A 15,196-nucleotide genomic window follows, 5' to 3' on the forward strand; every position below is an offset into this window, starting at 1 on the left:
GTTAGCCGGCGTTTCCGCCGGCACGGATTGTCGTTTCAGCCTCGACGGCAAGATCGGGCCTCAGCTCTGCAAATATTGCATCGTACCCAGCCGCGATAATCTCCGGCCTGTAGCGTCTGGCCGCCTCCAATGCCGTCGCCGAGAGTGCTGGTATTGCCTCAGGCGAGGCGGCCAGATCGGCAATCTGCAGCGCCAGCGCCGCGTCATCTCCAGCTTCAAAAAGAAAGCCGTCGACACCATGCCTGATCGATTCCGGTATGCCGCCGGAACGCGCGCCGATCACCGGTACGCCATGCGCGAATGCTTCGATGACGACCCGGCCGAACGGCTCGCGGAAGAGCGAGGGCACGACGAGCACATCGATCCCGGGAAAGAAATCAGCCGGCTTCGTCCAGCCGAGAAAGCGGGTGTTGGTCGCCGGGAATTTCTGTTGGAGCGATTTTGAATAGTCGCTCTCCGTGCCGCCGGCGATCGCGAAGGTGACGTCGGGGTTATCACTCAACCGCTGAGCGGCGAGCGCCAGCGTATCGAGCCCCTTCACCGGATCGTGCACACCGATGAAGCCGAACCGCAGCGGTGTGGCGGGCGCGGAGGTTCGCGGCTTCTGCGCAGCCACCGAAACCACACCAGGGACCCTGTGGCTGGTCGCATTCGGAAAATAGCCATGCTCCAGATGGCGCCCCAGAATGAAGTCGGTCTCGCCGATCACGGCGTCGACGTAGCGCGAGAAGACCTTCTTGCCGTAGGACGACACCTGGCAGGATGAACAGGCGCGCTCGCAGTTGTCGTTGCCGCGTCGCATGCTGGCCTTCCAGCACAGCAGAAAGGCGCTGCGGAGGATGTGGCAGACCGGTACGTCGCAGCTCTTGGCCGCCACCCAGGTTGCGACGTTGATGTTTTCGATGCTGTCGGTGAGCACGATATCCGGCTTGAAGCGGCGGATTTCCCGGCGCATGACGACGAAAGCGCGCGGATTGAAGTTCTCCAGCGCGTGCCAGATCAGCTTCTTCCAGCCCGGACGCGGCAGACGATAGTTCCAATCGATGTTCAGCGTCTTCAGCCTGCGCACGGGCACGCCGTCGTAGATCTCGTGCTTGTCCTCGCCAGAGACGTTCACAACTTCGAGGTCGTGGCCGGCGGAGATCAAAAGCTTGGCGACCATCATCGCCGAAATCGGGCCGCCCCCATCGATAAAAGGCGGAAAGGCGGCGCAGGCCATCAGGATACGCATAACAGAACTCCCGGCATCGATGGCATCTGTTCTTCTTTTGTTCTTGATCTACGCATGACAACTGCTACCATCGCCGCGTTCCCTGGAGAAGCGGAGGCGGGGCGGATGCTCCGGTGGTTGGTCATGCACGGACAGAACACGCAATCGTCCTTCGATTTCGCAAGCGGCAGAATGCCTCCGCAATCGTCAAGATTTGGCAAAGAAAACCTGTTTTTCGCCATTCTTCCCGATGCCGAAGCGCGCGAGGCCTGCCTGGAGATTCAGCAAAATCTGCGGGAAGAGCACGGCCCCTGCCTCTCGCCCCTGCCGTCCGAACGGCTGCATGTTTCGCTCTATGGCGTCCACAGCGCCGCGCGCATCTCCGACGACGTGATCTTCGCGGCCTGCCGGGCAGCATCGGCGATAGAGGCCTGCAGCTTCGATCTCTCCTTCGATCACATCACCACGTTCCCCCTCTCGTCCCGCAACGCAATCGTGCTTTCGGGAAACGGCGGGCGCGAACTGCTGCGGCAGCTGCATGTGCGGATCGGCATCGAAATGCATGCTATCGGTTGCGGCGCAGGCGTGAATATCGACTTCCAGCCGCACGCTACCTTGTTCTATGCCGACCAGATCATTCCCAGGACGAGGCTCGCCACACCTGTCGTCGTGCCGGTGCGCGAATTCGTGCTGCTGCACAAGCGGGTCGGTGAAGCCGGCTACGACCACGTCGCACGCTGGCCGCTGCAGAACCGTGGCTGACGGCTTGCCTCAGCCGCTGGAACGCGCTTAAAGCTGCTGCATCAATCAGAAGCAGCGGAGATAGTGATGGAAACGTCCGAGATCATCCTTTCAGGCGATACGACGGGCATTGAATGGCGGCTTCCGGTGCTGCGCTTCAAAGGCAGCGACCCGAAGGCGCCGAAGGTCTACATCCAGGCCGCCCTGCACGCCAACGAACTGCCCGGCACGGCGCTGGCGCATTTCCTCTGCGAACAGCTGCGTCAGACCGAAAGCGCCGGGCTGATCCGTGGCGATATCACGGTCGTACCGCAAGCCAATCCGATCGGAACGGCGCAGTCGCACTTTGGCGAACTGCAGGGACGGTTCGACCTCGCATCGAGGACGAATTTCAACCGCGAGTTCCCGCTGATCTCCGCCAAGGATCGCGATACCCTGATCGACAATATCGATCGCCACACCGCCGTCGACAAGCTCAAGCGCCAGCTGACGCATATGGCGCTCGGCGCGGATCTCGTTATCGATCTGCACTGCGATGACGAAGCACTCCAGTATGCCTACATCGACGACGCCTTCTGGCCGGAAGCGCAGGACCTGGCGGCAGCGCTCGACATGGAAGCGGTGCTCCTCTCCGACGGTGAAAGCTCTGCTTTCGAGGAAGCCGTGGGTTACGCCTGGAAATACGAGGACGCCGGCGAGAAGAAAACACAGCTCCCCGGCAAGCTATCGGTCACCGTCGAGCTTCGCGGCCGTCGCGACGTCTACCCTGAGATGGCGGCCAAGGACGCTGACGGACTGTTTCGCTTCCTGGCTGGCCGTGGGGTCATCGAAAGCGCCGTTTCGGCGGCGTCATTCACCGGTCCGGCCGTACCGCTCGACAACGTCGAGATGATCCGCGCGCCAGACGCCGGAACCGTGCTTTTCCATCGCAACATCGGCGAGACGATCGCCGAGGGCGAGCTGCTCGCAACGCTGATCACCAGGCCCGGCGCGGTCGATGGCAGCATCGAGGTTCGGGCGCCGCAGGCAGGCCTGATCGTGACCCGCACGGCCGAGCGTTTCGTGCGCCGCAGAGGCGACCTGATGAAGATCGCCTGCGAAAACCCGAGCAGGGCAACACGCAAGGCCGGAACGCTGGAGGACTGAGAATGGCCGCTACCATTTATGGCATCAAGAATTGCGACACGATGAAGAAGGCGCGCAGCTGGCTGGAAGAGCACGCTGTCGCCCATGATTTCCACGACTACAAAGCCGTCGGGATCGATCGCGCGCATCTGGAAAAATGGACGGCCGAAGCGGGCTGGGAGACGGTGCTGAACCGGGCCGGAACGACGTTCCGCAAGCTTCCCGAAGAGGCCCGCCAGGATCTCGACAAGGACAAGGCCATCGCCCTCATGATCGAGCAGCCGTCGATGATCAAGCGACCGGTCGTGGAAGCCGATGGCAAGCTTCTGATCGGCTTCAAGCCGGACAGCTACGCCGATTTCTTCGAGTCCTGAGCCATGTCGAAGACGACCCGCGCAACCCAGGTTCTCGGCAAGGCGGGCGTGGCCTTTTCCGTTCATACCTACGATTACGACCCGAATGCCGAGCGCATCGGGCTGCAGGCGGCGGAGGCGATCGGCGAGCAGCCGCACCGGGTGCTGAAAACGCTGATGGCGGAGGTCGACGGCAAGCCGGTCTGTGTCGTGGTCCCGTCGGACCGGGAAGTTAGCATGAAGAAGCTCGCCAGCGCCTTCGGCGGCAAGGCTGCGAACATGATGAAGCCGGCGGACGCCGAGCGACTGACGGGCTATCATGTCGGCGGCATCAGCCCCTTCGGCCAGAAGAAGCTCGTTCCCACCGCCATCGAAGCGACGGCGCTGACCGAGCCCCTCGTCTACATGAACGGCGGGCAGCGCGGCCTGCAGGTCCGCCTTGACCCGAAGGATGCATTGACGGCGCTGAAAGCGATATCGGCACCGCTCGTCGTTTGAGCGAGAACGCCTTCATTTTCGCCGCAAAGGCCACTAAGTCTAGGGTTCAGTCCGTATCAGGAGGTGATCAACCATGAATTTCATTCCCCAGAGCCAGAACTCCGTGGATCCCGTCAAGCTTGAGAAGCTGGCAGAGGTGGCCGTCAAGGTCGGCCTGCAGCTGCAGGCCGGTCAGGATCTTGTTGTGACGGCACCTGTCGTCGCCCTTCCCCTCGTGCGGCTGATCACCAAACATGCCTATATGGCCGGCGCCGGTCTCGTGACCGCCTTCTATTCCGACGAGGAATCGACCCTCGCCCGCTACCAGTATGGTTCCAACGAGAGTTTCGACCGCGCGTCTGGCTGGCTCTATGAGGGCATGGCGAAGGCTTATTCCAGCGGCACAGCGCGGCTTGCGATCGCCGGCGACAATCCGATGCTGCTGTCCGAGCAGGACCCGGCCAAGGTCGGCCGCGCCAACCGGGCGAACTCCACCGCCTACAAGCCGGCCTTGGAGAAGATCTCTAACTTCGACACCAACTGGAACATCGTCTCTTATCCCAATCCCTCCTGGGCAAAGCTGGTGTTTCCCAACGATCCCGAGCCCATCGCGGTTGCGAAGCTCGCGAAGGCGATCTTTGCGGCGTCCCGCGTCGACCTCGACGATCCGATTGCGGCTTGGGCCGAACACAATGCCAACCTCGCCAAGCGCTCTCACTGGCTGAACGGCGAGCGCTTCGAGGCGCTGCATTTCACCGGTCCGGGCACCGATCTCAAGGTTGGCCTTGCCGATGGCCACGAGTGGCACGGCGGCGCTTCAACCGCGAAGAACGGGATTACCTGCAATCCCAATATTCCGACAGAAGAGGTCTTCACCACGCCGCATGCCCTGCGCGTCGAAGGGCATGTATCGAGCACCAAGCCGTTGTCGCACCAGGGAACGTTGATCGACAATATCCGCGTTCGCTTCGAAGGTGGCCGGATCGTCGAGGCAAAGGCCTCGCGTGGCGAGGAGGTCCTAAACAAGGTACTGGATACCGATGAGGGCGCGCGCCGGCTTGGCGAGGTCGCCCTGGTGCCGCACTCATCGCCGATCTCGGCAAGCGGCATCCTGTTCTACAACACGCTGTTCGACGAGAACGCCTCCTGCCACATCGCGCTGGGCCAATGCTACTCCAAGTGCTTCCTCGATGGCGCCAAGCTCAGCCAGGAGCAGATCAAGGCGCAGGGCGGCAATTCGAGCCTCATCCACATCGATTGGATGATCGGGTCCAACAAGGTCGACATCGACGGTATCAGGCCGGACGGCTCCCGCGTTCCGGTAATGCGCCAGGGTGAATGGGCCTGACCGGTATCATCGTTCTCTGACTGAGCCAGACGCTCGCGAGCACCATTGCGAAACCGCAAAGCTGCGCGAGCGTCAGGCTCTGGCCCAACGCCAGCCACCCGAGCAGCGTCGCGACAACGGGGCTTAGAAACCCCAGCGACGCCGCCGCCGACGGCTCGATGCGCGCCAATCCACGGAACCACAAGAGATAGGTTGCGGCCGCGCCGATAAGGCCGAGATAGGCCATGCCAAGGACATTGCCGAGGGTCGGGACCGGCAACGCCGGCTCCGCCAACAGCGCGATCGGCAACAACAGGATTCCGCCCGCCGTGAGCTGCCATGCGGTGAAGGTGAGGCTCGACACCGGCGGCGTCCAGCGGCGCGTCAGCACCGTTCCAAACGCTATCGAGACCGCACCCGCCAGCCCGGCGGCGATACCGACCGGATCCAAGGCTGCCTTCGGCGTCAAGACCAGCAGCCCTACGCCGAGCATGCCAATGCACCCGGCCACGACCGCAAGCGGCCGAATTGGCCTGCCAAGAAACAGACGCGACAAGGCAATGACGATCAACGGTTGGATGGCGCCGACCGTCGCGGCGACGCCCCCGGGAAGCCTGTATGCCGAGACGAACAACATCGCCCAGAAGAACGAAAAATTCAGCGCGCCGAGCAGGAAAGCCCTGAACCACCAGATGCCGTGCGGCAGCTTGCGGACAAGCGCCAGCAACAGAAGACCCGCCGGCAGTGCGCGGAGCAAGGCCACGGTGAGTGGATAGCCCGCGGGCAGAAAGGTGGTCGTCACAAAATAGGTGCTTCCCCAGATCGCGGGAGCCAGTGCGGTGGCCGCGACGTCGGCGGCATAGGTCGTATTTTTCTTCATATCAAGAATCTCTACGTCAAGATATTTCAAGCTTACGCCCATTTATCTTGACGTCAAGATATCAGTCGTTAAGTGTGACCGAGCAGGAGACATTCATGGACCGCGTTGACCGAATTTTATTACAGTGGAAGCAGGAGCGTCCTGATCTCGACACCGAAGCCATGGGGATCATGGGCCGCCTGAAGAGGCTTGCGACACACTTGGCACGCGAAGTCGAACAGGTGCTCCAGCAGCACGGCCTCTCCTCCTCGTCCTTCGACGTACTGGCGACGCTTCGCCGTTCAGGCGCTCCCTATCGTCTCTCGCCGGGCGATCTGCTCGGCATGACGATGGTCAGTTCCGGCACGATGACGAACCGGATCGACCAGCTGGAGAAAGCAGGCTTCGTCGAACGCGTCGTCAATCCCGATGACCGGCGGAGTGTCCTGATTGCGCTGACCCCGAACGGGCTGGCCGTGGTCGAGACCGCCGTCGGCGCGCATGTCGCCAATCAACAACGCCTGACGCAGAGCCTTACCTCACAGGATAAGGCCGAACTCGACCTGCTGCTGCGCAAGTTCCTGGCAGCCTTCGAATGATCAGAGGGCGCCTAGGGCGCTTCTGACGCGCTCGAGGTGTGCGGCCCGTCTTTCTGCGGTTGCCCGGTCCATATCGTGCAGCGTCAGCATGCGGAAATTCACGCGCTTCGAGCAGAAGCTTGCAATCCCGCGCTTCAGTAGCCGGCGAACGGGATTGCCCATGTAGAAATGCACGAGCCACCACGGCGATCCCGTCGTCGTCAAAGCCCACAGTATCTTGATATTGCCCAGCCGCGGAAGGATGCGGCCACCGGCGACGTCATGCTCGAAGGCGACGCCCGGCGCGAAGACGCGATCGAAGAAACCCTTGAGAACCGCCGGGAAATTGAACCACCATTGCGGGAAAACCAGGACCAGTCCGTCCGCCGCCCGCAGGCGCTCGAAGATGCCGGAAACGCCCGAGCAATCATAGGGAACGTCGAAGTAGCCGGCTCTTTCGGATTTCGACAGTCGCGGACCAAATCCTCCCGATAGAGGTCCAGCAGATCGACGCTATGACCGCGCGCTTCAAGCGCCTGGCGGGCAGTGGCAGCCACGGCGGAGGCGAAACTGTCTTCCAGCGGATGCGCGAGAACCAGTAATATGTGCACTGCTTACCCCTAGAAAAGAGTGCCCTGCTTGGGTGGCTCGCCCGCCGTCGACGCCTTCACCACGCGCTTCTTGGTGGCCGGCGCGGGTCCGCCTTCCGTCGTGATCGCGCCGATCTGGCCATCGGCGAACTCGATCGAAATAGCCATGCCGGACGCCAGAGCCGCGGCCTGTGACACCGGGCGATTTTCATCGTCTCGGACGACCGCGTATCCGCGCTTCAACACGTTCTTGTAGGACAGGGACTGCAGCACGCGGTCCTGGGCAGCCACGTCGCCCCTCGCGCGCGTCATCTTGTGGCGGACGGCCGTATCGGCGTGGCGCGAGAGGTTTGCCAGATGGTCACGCATTCTGGCGGTCTGCGTTTTCAATCTCGCCGGCAGCGAGGCAAAGACGGCATCGGCGCGGCTGACGCGGGACTTCGAGAAATCGATCAGACGCTCGATCCTGCGTTCCGCCCGCGTGATGCGCTCGACAAGCATCTGTCGACGCTCGGCAATGCGGTTCGACAGAACTTCGGGGCGCAGATGCGCCGCCGTCTTCTCGAAGCTTCGGCGCTTGTTGATCGTGTTGAGTTCCAGGCCACGGCCGAGCCCCGCCGCAGTCTCGTCGAACCGGCGACGTGGCAACGCCAGAAGCTGGTCCAGCGATGGCAAGGCGCGCATCAGCGCCCGAACCGATTGACGACGGTGGTCCATGTGGCGGCTCGTGGCGCCCTGCAGTCGTGCCGACAATCCGGCAATCTGCGCTTCCAGCTCGGCTTTGACAGGCACGGCCATTTCGGCAGCGCCCGTCGGCGTCGGCGCGCGCACGTCGGCGGCGTAGTCGATCAGGGTCCAGTCGGTTTCGTGCCCGACGGCTGAGATCAGCGGTATGCCGCTTTCGGCCGCCGCCCGGACGACGATCTCGTCGTTGAAACTCCAGAGATCCTCAAGGCTGCCACCGCCGCGTGCCACAATGAGCACGTCGGGACGCGGCAGTGCGCCGCCGGGCTCGAAGGCGTTGAAGCCGCGAATGGCATTGGCGACCTCCTCACCCGACCCCTCGCCCTGAACCTTGACCGGCCAGACGATAACGTGGACGGCAAAGCGATCGGCTATGCGGTGAAGAATATCGCGGATGACCGCGCCGGTCGGCGACGTCACCACGCCGATTACCCGTGGCATGTAAGGCAGCCGCCGCTTGCGCGCGGGGTCGAACAGCCCCTCGGCGCCAAGCCTGCGCTTGCGTTCCTCGATGAGGGCCATCAGCGCACCGGCGCCGGCTGGCTCGAGGCTCTCGATGACGATCTGGTATTTCGACGAGCCTGGGAATGTCGTCACCTTGCCGGTGGCGATCACTTCCATCCCCTCTTCGGGTCGAAATTTCAGCCTCGAGAACACGCCCTTCCAGATAACGGCATCGATCCGCGACCGATCGTCCTTCAGCGCGAAATAGGCATGACCGGAGGAATGCGGCCCGCGGTAGCCCGATATCTCACCGCGCACCCGGACCTGATCGAATGCAGTCTCCACGGTCCGCTTGATCGAACCGGACAGCTCCGACACCGAATATTCGGTGAGATTGCTTGGCGAATCATTCTCGAAGACGTTGCTCATGGCTACGTTCTATCCGAATAGACGCGGAAGATCAGCCTCCGGAAGGGGACGTTTTTTTGGCACCCTCCGCGCGATATCGTCGCGAACCCGACTTTTCGCCCTTGGATTTCAACGAATTATCGCGCCGGGCGTCGCGACCGGCTCCCCCGCGTTTTCCCCGCCCCATTGCGGGCCGTCATGATCGCGGCATTGATGAAAGGAGTTTCCATGTCCGACCGCTTCGCTTCCCACGCACCATCCCTGACCGGCCCCGCGAGCTCCGGCTTTCCTGTCTCGCCGAGTGACAGCCTTGACCTGCCCGAGATAACCCGAGCTCTCTACATCGGCAGCGGAGGCGAATTGACGGTGGCCATGGCCTCCGGCCAGGTTTTGCGCTTCGAAGCCGTTCCCGACGGCACGCTGCTGCCGTTGCGGGTCTCGCGGGTCTACGCGACCGACACCTCCGCCGAAGCCATCATCGGGCTGATCTAGCGCGATGGATCGAAGCTTGCGCGAGGCTGGTGTTGGGCATGTGGAAAACGGGGATAGGGGCGCGCGTTAATTGTTCGGCAACACAAGCCCATCTATACTTAAGCGAATCGGGAGATAGCGAATGATCGCTTTGATTGGTGCTGGACTGGGCTTTGCGACTGCGCCGCTGCGCTCAATGTTCGCAATGGCGTTTGTCGGTTGCATGATTTGCGTTTCCTATGCTTGCGCCGCCATCTTCTCCTCATCGGTCTCCGTGCTTCACCTGATCGCAGCGATCATCTGCTACAATGTCGGCCTGCTTGTGGCCCTCGTCGGCTTGCACTCGATCGAGCTCGCGCGAAAGCAAACCCGCTTCAGCTAAGCTTCACTTCTCCGTTGGCACATAGCGGAAGAACTGGACCGGCGCGTCCTGCGGCTTCGCGATGGGCTGGAGATAAGCAGGGACATTGCCCTTTTCCAACTGCGCATAGAGACCATCCGGCTTGATCTTGGCGAGTTCGCGCGTTTGCGGATTGCCGGCGCAAAAGGCCAGCACATTGACACCAGCGCCGCGAAGAAAGGCTTCCGCCTCCTGCGGCTGCGCAAGCCCGATATGCATCTCGGTCAACATGCCACCCTGATTGCGATGGTATGGCGCCGACAGGATGCGGTGGTCAGTAAACCGCAGGATCGAGACCCCCATATCGGATGGCCCTGCGACGAGACCCGGAGGAATGTCTGCGAGAGGCGAAAGGCTGGTTTTCGCCGAGCAGGATGACTGGGCCCCGCCTTGCCGTGGATTATACAGATTGCCGTCGATCTGTATGCCCACCAGCCCGCCACCGAGTCCCCAGACCGCAGCGACGCTCATCAAGACGGTGGAGATGTAGCAAAAGGCTGCTGCAACGTTCTCGCTGTCGCTGTTGGAGACGCGCCTGATATCGATGATCAGCAGCGCAAGCGGGAAGATGGCGAGAAGGTTCGAGAACTGCGCGCCGCGCACCTGGACGGTGGCAATCCCCCAGCTGACAGCCAGGAGTACAAGCAGGATCAGGTGAATGCGGATCCTGTCGCGGCAGGCAAGACGGGCAACGCAGACGGCGATCGCGAAGACGCCCGTCGCATAGAAAAAGCCAAGGGTAAACGGATCCTGCCGGTTGGCGCCGAAGATGGACTGTGCCTCCTGAATCTGGTTCAGCCAGAGGTTCACCAGCATCGGATCGAGATCCGCAAGGGGATTGTGCAGGCAGTTCGGCGCGATGATCAGCGCCGATAGCAGAACCGAAGCGCCGATGCCGCCGAGCGCGGCAAAGCGGACGGTACGGGTGGCGCGGCTTGCCGTTGCGGCAGTCAGCAGCAGGAGCCCTCCTCCGATCGCAGCCAGGCTGTAATAACCGAGCGAGAGGTTGTCGCAGGTGACGGCCGAGTAAAGCCGCGGCGGCGTCATGCCGAAGAAGAAAACGGTTATGGACAATGCGAGCGAGAGGCCGAAGGACTTCGCGGCTGGAGCGAAGACCTCGCCTTCCCATACCCACGACAAGGCAACGACGACACAGACAGCGGCAACGAACGGTGTCGTCTCCGCGCCGATCGCGATGGCGATGGCGGCGGCAATGCCCGCGATCATGAAACTGAGCGGTCGATAATCCTCGTCCAGAAGCATGGCCGCCATGATCGCCACCAGCGCAAACTGGGCGTTGTGGTGGTCGATCGCGCCGGGAACGAAGCGGTTGCTGGTTACCAGAAGCAAGACACTCAGTCCGAGAACCACATGCATGCCCGCGATGCCGCCGATGCGGCGCCCGGCGAGGCCCATCCCCCACAGGCTGGGGACGACAAGCGCAAAGGGCCAGACCGTCAGCGATATCGCCTCTGCCCTTTCCTGCGGCAGGAAGAGGCCAAAGAACCTGATCAAAGTTGCAATCGGCAAATCGATCAGCCGCGACCAGTGCATCAGCGTCCCGTTGCCAAGCCCCATGCGGTACTGCATGAGATCGAACCAGCCCTGCCCGTTCAGAAAATCGCGCACCTCGACGAGACGCATGCCGTCATCATTGTCGGCACCGACATAATCCTTCGCTCCGGGCAGCTTGAGCGCGGCAAGAGCGACCAGCAGAATGATGCTGTAGACAATCACCGACGGCCAGAGCTGCGTCGCCAAGGCGCGCAGGGTCCCGGCGGAGAACTTCGATGCTGGATTGCCGGTCATCGAGGTAACATTCGTCATGGCGGATCTCGTTTTCAGTGCGCGACAGTTTAGCCATCGCGCATCAAGAAAGCGTAAAGCACCGAAGACCCTGCAGGTCATAGCTAGTTGTTAACGGCCAGTCGTTAGACTTGCGCGGATTTCTTCGTCACGGACCTGATCATGAGCGGATCAATGAGCGCCAATCTGAGCATCGCCGTCCTGCTTCCCTGCTACAACGAGGCGGCGACGATCGGCGCCGTCGTGCATGGCTTCAAGGCCGCCTTGCCGGGCGCGCAGATCCACGTCTACGACAACAACTCCACCGACGGCACAGCGCTGCACGCAATGCTCGCCGGCGCGACGGTGGTGCGGGAACGCCGGCAGGGCAAAGGCCATGTCGTGCGCCGCATGTTCTCCGACATCGATGCCGATATCTACATCATGGCCGATGGCGACGGCACCTATTCGCCCGACGACGCCGAAGAGCTCATCCGCACGCTGCTTACCGAACGCGCCGACATGGTGGTCGGGACTCGTCGCGGCGTCCATATGGATGCCGGCAGGCAGGGACACGCGTTCGGAAACCGGATCTTCAACGTGCTCTACCGCACGATCTTCGGCTCTGATTTCACCGACATATTTTCCGGCTACCGCGTCTTCTCCCGCCGCTTCGTCAAGAGCTTCCCGGCGGTATCGGGGGGCTTCGAGATCGAAACCGAGATGTCCGTGCATGCCTCGAGGCTGAAATTGCCGGTTAGCGAGCTGGAACTCGACTACGGCCGGAGACCGGAAGGATCACACTCCAAGCTCTCCACCTTCAAGGACGGCGCCAAGATTCTCTGGATGTTCGCGATGCTGATGAAGGAGACGCGGCCGTTTGCGTTCTTCGGGATGATCAGCAGTGCTTTCATGCTGGCAAGTCTCGGCTTCATGGTCCCGGTTCTCGCCGAGTATTTCGAAACGGGCCTTGTCAGCCGGATGCCGACCTGGGTTCTCTCCATGGCGCTGATGATGATCTCGTTCATGATGTTCACCGCCGGCGTCATTCTCGATTCCGTCGCTCGCGCCCGCGCCGAACAACTTCGTATCCATTACATGAACTTGATCGCTCCCAACCTCGGCTATAGCGCGGCCGCCAGAGGCGAGATGGAGATGAAATCTCACCGGCAGCGGAAGACGGGGGCGGCATGAAGAAGCTGCTTCGCTTTGCGATCGCGGGGGGGCTCGGATTTGTCGTCGACGCCGGCATTCTGGCGTTGCTGCTGCACGCGACGCCGCTCGGCCCATTTCTTGGTCGCCTGATCGCAATTGCCGCTGCCATGACGGTGACGTGGCTGTTCAACCGAACCTTCACGTTCGATCGGTCGCCCCATTCCCTGGCGGCCGAAGGCTTCCGATACGGTTCCGTCGGCGTCACCTCGGCGCTGGTCAACTACGGCCTATATTCGGCGCTGCTGATTACATTGCCTGCACTGCAGCCGCTCGCGGCGATGGTTTTTGCCACCGCCGCTTCGATGTTCCTCAGCTTTTTCGGATACTCGCGCTTCGTATTCCGCAGCGAGTGAACCTCAAACCTTTTCCCATCCGTCCTTTTCGCTGGCGCGGTAGATCGCGTCGATGAACTTCTGGTTCAATTTCGAGCTTTGAAGAGAAACGACCTCTTCGTTCTCCCCCAGTGCCGCACGCGCGAACGCCTCCGCCTGGCGTTTGTACTGGCGGCTATCCTGGAAACGGAAGATGGTCGATTCATTGTGGCTGCGATTGGACAGTTCGATCTCTTCCGCGCCCCAACGATCGGCATTGAAGGGCGACTTGACCTCGATGAAGCCGTCGGTGCCATGGAACGTCATCGACTGACGGTTGGCGAGCTGCGTCGAGATATAGAAGCTCAATTCGAACGTACCGAAATCCGCCTTCACGCTGGAATAGATATCAGTGCCAAACTCCGGATCGCGCTCGGTGACGGCCTGGACGCGCAGCGGCTCCTTGCCGGTCGAAAAGCGTGTCGTGATCGTCGGGTATACGCCGATATCGGGCAAGCCGCCGCCGCCGAGTGCGGGGATGTTGCGCATATTGCCCGGGTCGCGGTTGAAGTAGGTGAAAACACCCTGCACATGGCGAAGATTGCCGATGGCGCCTTCCGCGATCAGCGAGCGGACCTTCCGCCACACCGGCGCGTAGGTGACCATGTAGGCTTCGGCGATCAGGACCTTGTTGCGATCCGCAGCCGCGATCACGCCATCGATGTCATCCGCCTTCAGCGCAATCGGCTTCTCGCAAAGCACGTGCTTGCCGGCGTCGGCCGCCTTGATGGCCCATTCGATATGCTGGGCCGTCGGCAGCGGAATATAGACCGCGTCGATCTTGTCGGAGGCCAACATCTCCTCGTAGGAGCCGAAAGCATGCGGTACCGAGAAGCGATCGGCCATCTCCCGCGCCCTGGACAGGTCGCGGCTTGCGACAGCCGTGACGACGCAGTTTTCCGCATCCTGAATGGCGGGAACAACGAGGTCCCGGCCGATTTTTGCAGTCGACATAATACCGAAGCGCAACATGGTGTTTCTCCCTTCTGAATTTTTGCGCAACATATTGGCCGGCATCCGGCCATGCAATGGCGCGGCTGCAATTCACGGAAGATTGGTTTCCATCCGAGACACCCGTCGCTAAGTTACGGCGTCGGCTCTTTTTGCCGTGCCCCCGATTTCAATTCTTTCAGCCATTTAGGAGAGCGCCATGAATATGCGCCAACTTGGAAAAACCGGGCTTTCGATTTCCCCCATCGTCTTTGGCGGCAACGTCTTCGGCTGGACCGCGGACGAAAAGACGTCGTTCGAAATCCTCGACGCGTTCTTCGACGCCGGCTTCAACACCATTGATACCGCTGACGTCTATTCGGCCTGGGTGCCTGGCAACAAGGGCGGCGATTCCGAAGAGATCATCGGCAAATGGCTGAAGCAGGGCAAGGTATCGCGAGACAAGGCGATCATCATCACCAAGGTCGGGTCCGACATGGGCCAGGGTAAGACCCTCAAGGAAACCTACATCCTCAAAGCCGTCGAAGATTCGCTGCGTCGTCTGCAGACTGACTATATCGACCTCTATCTCTCGCATTGGCCGGATGAAGACACACCGTATGAAGAAACGCTCGGCGCCTTTGCAAAGCTGAAGCAGCAGGGAAAAATCCGGGCGATCGGCTGCTCGAACCTCGACGCTACCCAGCTGAAGGCATCGTTCGACGCCGCGGAAAAGGCAGGTGTGCCGCGCTATGACGTCATTCAGCCGGAATACAACCTCTATGAACGCGCGAGCTTCGAGGGGCCTCTCGCCGAACTCTGCATCAAGGAAGACATCGGCGTCATCACCTATTTCAGCCTTGCGGCGGGCTTCCTTTCCGGAAAATACCGCACCAAGGCCGATACAGAAGGACGAGCACGCGAGGGCCGGGTCGCGCAATATCTCGACGACAAGGGGCTGCGCATTCTCGCCGCGCTCGACAAGGTTGCCGCGGAAACGGGCGCGAAGCCGGCCGAGATCGCGCTGGCATGGCTGCTCCGGAAGAAGGGCGTAACCGCACCGATCGCCAGCGCCACCAGCCTTTCACAGCTCCAGAGCCTGACGAAATCGGCCGCTCTCAATCTGTCGGACGATGCGATGGCGCTGCTCGACGCCGCGGGCGCCTGA

The 15,196-nt window shown here is 61.6% G+C and carries 16 protein-coding genes and 1 pseudogene; 11 read left to right on the top strand and 6 right to left on the bottom strand.

The features are described from left to right. Position 1: 1 nt before the first annotated feature. A complete protein-coding gene (locus QTL94_RS03510) occupies positions 2–1,231 on the bottom strand; it encodes a glycosyltransferase (protein WP_289800602.1) in 1,230 nt (409 codons plus the stop codon). Positions 1,232–1,285: 54 nt separating this feature from the next. Here QTL94_RS03510 and QTL94_RS03515 point away from each other — a divergent pair, with 54 nt between their 5' ends. From QTL94_RS03515 to QTL94_RS03535, 5 genes are all read left to right on the top strand, one after another. Further along, entirely contained in the window at positions 1,286–1,972 is a 687-nt protein-coding gene (locus QTL94_RS03515) for a 2'-5' RNA ligase family protein (RefSeq protein ID WP_289800603.1), read from the top strand. Between the two features lie 66 nt (positions 1,973–2,038). Further along, complete coding sequence (locus QTL94_RS03520; RefSeq protein WP_289800604.1) at positions 2,039–3,097, top strand: succinylglutamate desuccinylase/aspartoacylase family protein; 1,059 nt, start codon at positions 2,039–2,041, stop codon at positions 3,095–3,097. 2 nt (positions 3,098–3,099) lie between these two features. Continuing rightward, on the top strand, positions 3,100–3,450 hold the full coding sequence (locus QTL94_RS03525) for an ArsC family reductase (RefSeq protein ID WP_289800605.1): 351 nt from the start codon (positions 3,100–3,102) through the stop codon (positions 3,448–3,450). A gap of 3 nt (positions 3,451–3,453) precedes the next feature. After that, the gene (ybaK, locus tag QTL94_RS03530) at positions 3,454–3,927 is read left to right on the top strand and encodes a Cys-tRNA(Pro) deacylase (RefSeq protein ID WP_289800606.1); all 474 of its coding nucleotides are present in this window, start codon (positions 3,454–3,456) and stop codon (positions 3,925–3,927) included. Positions 3,928–4,000: 73 nt separating this feature from the next. Next, positions 4,001–5,254 carry an aminopeptidase gene (locus QTL94_RS03535; protein ID WP_289800607.1) on the top strand — a complete coding sequence of 418 codons (1,254 nt, stop codon included), beginning with the start codon at positions 4,001–4,003 and terminating at the stop codon, positions 5,252–5,254. Here QTL94_RS03535 and QTL94_RS03540 read toward each other — a convergent pair. Then, entirely contained in the window at positions 5,202–6,113 is a 912-nt protein-coding gene (locus tag QTL94_RS03540; protein WP_289800608.1) for an EamA family transporter, read from the bottom strand. The genes QTL94_RS03535 and QTL94_RS03540 overlap by 53 nt on opposite strands. 95 nt (positions 6,114–6,208) lie before the next feature. Here QTL94_RS03540 and QTL94_RS03545 point away from each other — a divergent pair, with 95 nt between their 5' ends. Next, complete coding sequence (locus QTL94_RS03545) at positions 6,209–6,691, top strand: MarR family winged helix-turn-helix transcriptional regulator (RefSeq protein ID WP_289800609.1); 483 nt, start codon at positions 6,209–6,211, stop codon at positions 6,689–6,691. Here the strand turns inward: QTL94_RS03545 and QTL94_RS03550 are convergent. Both QTL94_RS03550 and xseA read right to left on the bottom strand, forming a co-directional pair. Next, a pseudogene (locus QTL94_RS03550) lies at positions 6,692–7,281 on the bottom strand (NAD(P)H-dependent oxidoreductase). It lies immediately after the preceding gene. 9 nt (positions 7,282–7,290) lie between these two features. After that, positions 7,291–8,877, bottom strand: a complete 1,587-nt coding sequence (xseA, locus tag QTL94_RS03555; protein ID WP_289800610.1) for an exodeoxyribonuclease VII large subunit — start codon at positions 8,875–8,877, stop codon at positions 7,291–7,293. A 207-nt stretch (positions 8,878–9,084) separates the two neighbouring features. Here xseA and QTL94_RS03560 point away from each other — a divergent pair, with 207 nt between their 5' ends. Together QTL94_RS03560 and QTL94_RS03565 are read left to right on the top strand one after the other, a co-directional pair. After that, positions 9,085–9,348: a spike base protein, RCAP_Rcc01079 family gene (locus tag QTL94_RS03560; protein ID WP_289800611.1), complete on the top strand. Its 264-nt coding sequence runs from the start codon at positions 9,085–9,087 to the stop codon at positions 9,346–9,348. 121 nt (positions 9,349–9,469) lie between these two features. Next, on the top strand, positions 9,470–9,709 hold the full coding sequence (locus tag QTL94_RS03565) for a hypothetical protein (protein WP_065690969.1): 240 nt from the start codon (positions 9,470–9,472) through the stop codon (positions 9,707–9,709). Positions 9,710–9,712: 3 nt separating this feature from the next. Here the strand turns inward: QTL94_RS03565 and QTL94_RS03570 are convergent, their stop codons facing one another. Continuing rightward, positions 9,713–11,554 (bottom strand): hypothetical protein, encoded by a 1,842-nt coding sequence (locus QTL94_RS03570; RefSeq protein ID WP_289800612.1) that lies wholly within the window; start codon positions 11,552–11,554, stop codon positions 9,713–9,715. 141 nt (positions 11,555–11,695) lie between these two features. Here QTL94_RS03570 and QTL94_RS03575 point away from each other — a divergent pair, with 141 nt between their 5' ends. Beyond that, positions 11,696–12,706 carry a glycosyltransferase gene (locus tag QTL94_RS03575; protein WP_354666047.1) on the top strand — a complete coding sequence of 337 codons (1,011 nt, stop codon included), beginning with the start codon at positions 11,696–11,698 and terminating at the stop codon, positions 12,704–12,706. Continuing rightward, positions 12,703–13,080, top strand: a complete 378-nt coding sequence (locus QTL94_RS03580; protein ID WP_289800613.1) for a GtrA family protein — start codon at positions 12,703–12,705, stop codon at positions 13,078–13,080. The genes QTL94_RS03575 and QTL94_RS03580 overlap by 4 nt, the downstream gene beginning before the upstream one ends. 3 nt (positions 13,081–13,083) lie before the next feature. Here the strand turns inward: QTL94_RS03580 and QTL94_RS03585 are convergent, their stop codons facing one another. Then, positions 13,084–14,070, bottom strand: coding sequence for a Gfo/Idh/MocA family protein (locus QTL94_RS03585; RefSeq protein ID WP_065690973.1), 987 nt, complete (start codon positions 14,068–14,070; stop codon positions 13,084–13,086). Positions 14,071–14,248: 178 nt separating this feature from the next. Between QTL94_RS03585 and QTL94_RS03590 the strand changes: the two genes are divergently transcribed. Beyond that, complete coding sequence (locus QTL94_RS03590; protein WP_065690974.1) at positions 14,249–15,196, top strand: aldo/keto reductase; 948 nt, start codon at positions 14,249–14,251, stop codon at positions 15,194–15,196.

It is taken from the genome of Rhizobium sp. S96 (genome assembly GCF_030382195.1).
Classification (GTDB): Bacteria; Pseudomonadota; Alphaproteobacteria; order Rhizobiales; family Rhizobiaceae; genus Rhizobium.

What these genes read in the sequence shown, in the direction of transcription:
- QTL94_RS03510 (WP_289800602.1), bottom strand. Translation starts at nt 1,231, where the DNA reads ATGCGTATCCTGATGGCCTGCGCCGCCTTTCCGCCTTTTATCGATGGG.
- QTL94_RS03515 (WP_289800603.1), top strand. Translation starts at nt 1,286, where the DNA reads ATGACAACTGCTACCATCGCCGCGTTCCCTGGAGAAGCGGAGGCGGGG.
- QTL94_RS03520 (WP_289800604.1), top strand. Translation starts at nt 2,039, where the DNA reads ATGGAAACGTCCGAGATCATCCTTTCAGGCGATACGACGGGCATTGAA.
- QTL94_RS03525 (WP_289800605.1), top strand. Translation starts at nt 3,100, where the DNA reads ATGGCCGCTACCATTTATGGCATCAAGAATTGCGACACGATGAAGAAG.
- ybaK (WP_289800606.1), top strand. Translation starts at nt 3,454, where the DNA reads ATGTCGAAGACGACCCGCGCAACCCAGGTTCTCGGCAAGGCGGGCGTG.
- QTL94_RS03535 (WP_289800607.1), top strand. Translation starts at nt 4,001, where the DNA reads ATGAATTTCATTCCCCAGAGCCAGAACTCCGTGGATCCCGTCAAGCTT.
- QTL94_RS03540 (WP_289800608.1), bottom strand. Translation starts at nt 6,113, where the DNA reads ATGAAGAAAAATACGACCTATGCCGCCGACGTCGCGGCCACCGCACTG.
- QTL94_RS03545 (WP_289800609.1), top strand. Translation starts at nt 6,209, where the DNA reads ATGGACCGCGTTGACCGAATTTTATTACAGTGGAAGCAGGAGCGTCCT.
- xseA (WP_289800610.1), bottom strand. Translation starts at nt 8,877, where the DNA reads ATGAGCAACGTCTTCGAGAATGATTCGCCAAGCAATCTCACCGAATAT.
- QTL94_RS03560 (WP_289800611.1), top strand. Translation starts at nt 9,085, where the DNA reads ATGTCCGACCGCTTCGCTTCCCACGCACCATCCCTGACCGGCCCCGCG.
- QTL94_RS03565 (WP_065690969.1), top strand. Translation starts at nt 9,470, where the DNA reads ATGATCGCTTTGATTGGTGCTGGACTGGGCTTTGCGACTGCGCCGCTG.
- QTL94_RS03570 (WP_289800612.1), bottom strand. Translation starts at nt 11,554, where the DNA reads ATGACGAATGTTACCTCGATGACCGGCAATCCAGCATCGAAGTTCTCC.
- QTL94_RS03575 (WP_354666047.1), top strand. Translation starts at nt 11,696, where the DNA reads ATGAGCGGATCAATGAGCGCCAATCTGAGCATCGCCGTCCTGCTTCCC.
- QTL94_RS03580 (WP_289800613.1), top strand. Translation starts at nt 12,703, where the DNA reads ATGAAGAAGCTGCTTCGCTTTGCGATCGCGGGGGGGCTCGGATTTGTC.
- QTL94_RS03585 (WP_065690973.1), bottom strand. Translation starts at nt 14,070, where the DNA reads ATGTTGCGCTTCGGTATTATGTCGACTGCAAAAATCGGCCGGGACCTC.
- QTL94_RS03590 (WP_065690974.1), top strand. Translation starts at nt 14,249, where the DNA reads ATGAATATGCGCCAACTTGGAAAAACCGGGCTTTCGATTTCCCCCATC.